Source organism: Nocardia farcinica (assembly GCF_029867845.1).
Taxonomy (GTDB): domain Bacteria; phylum Actinomycetota; class Actinomycetes; order Mycobacteriales; family Mycobacteriaceae; genus Nocardia; species Nocardia farcinica_A.
Map to the genome: position 1 here is coordinate 1 of NZ_JARWRU010001070.1, position 1,180 is coordinate 1,180.

Sequence of the window (1,180 nt, forward strand, 5' to 3'; positions counted from 1 at the left end):
CCGCTGCGTCGTGGGGCCCTTCCCCCGCGGTGGTGTGTCGCCCTCGCCGGGCGGGGGGGGGGGGGGGGGGGGGGGGGGTGTTTGTTTTAACGCGCCCCCCGGGGGGCGGGGGGGGGGCCTTTCGCGAGCGAGTCACCCCTACCACAGAGCCCCCGTGCTCGCCGGTCACCATACCGGCGTCGGCCGTTCTCCGAGGGCGATCTCCCGGGGCTGCGCCTCGCGGTTTGCCGCGCGCGTTCCGCCTCGCGGTTTGCCGCGCGCGTTCCCGGGCATCACCGGCGTGTGACCGACGTCGATCGGATAGCCGAGCCGTGGGGTTCGCGGACCCCGTACGGCGCCGGACAGCAGTGGCCCGTGCGGGTCGACGCCTACCTCGAACCGGGGGTGTCCGAATCCGATGTCGAGGCCTGGGTCCGCTCGGCCTCGCTGCTGCACTCCAACGGCGACGCCATGGACATCGCGGTGCGCGCGGGCCGCGTGGTCGGGGTGCGCGGCCGCGGCGACGACCGGGTCAACCACGGCAGGCTCGGCCCGAAGGATCTGTTCGGCTGGCAGGCCACCCACTCACCCGATCGGCTGACCACACCGCTGATCCGCCGCGGCGGCGAGCTGGTGGAGACCGACTGGGACACCGCCATGTCGGCGGTCGCCGGGCGCACGAAAGAGCTGCTGGCCGAACGCGGTCCGAGTTCGATCGGCTTCTACACCACCGGCCAGCTGTTCTGCGAGGAGTACTACACGCTCGCGGTGATCGGACACGGCGGCATCGGCACCAACCACATGGACGGCAACACCCGCCTGTGCACGGCCACCGCCGCGGCCGCGCTGAAGGAGTCCTTCGCCTGCGACGGCCAGCCCGGCTCCTACACCGACATCGACCACGCCGACGTGATCGCCCTCTACGGGCACAACATGGCCGAGACACAGACCGTGCTCTGGTCGCGGGTGCTGGACCGGCTCGCCGGGCCGGACCCGCCCGCGCTGATCTGTGTCGACCCGCGCGCCACCCCGGTCGCCCGCGCGGCGACCGTGCACCTGGCGCCCCGGCCCGGCACCAACCTGCCGCTGATGAACGCGCTGCTGCACGAGATCATCGCCAACGACTGGATCGACCACGACTACCTCGCCGCGCACACCGTCGGCTTCGACGAACTGCGCACCCAGCTCGAGTCCTGTCCGC

General features: G+C 72.7%; 1 protein-coding gene. It reads left to right on the forward strand.

All coding sequences use genetic code 11. The features are described 5' to 3' along the window. Positions 1-282: 282 nt before the first annotated feature. The coding region (locus QH283_RS23620; RefSeq protein ID WP_280505135.1) for a molybdopterin-dependent oxidoreductase at positions 283-1,180 on the forward strand (898 nt) is incomplete at its 3' end.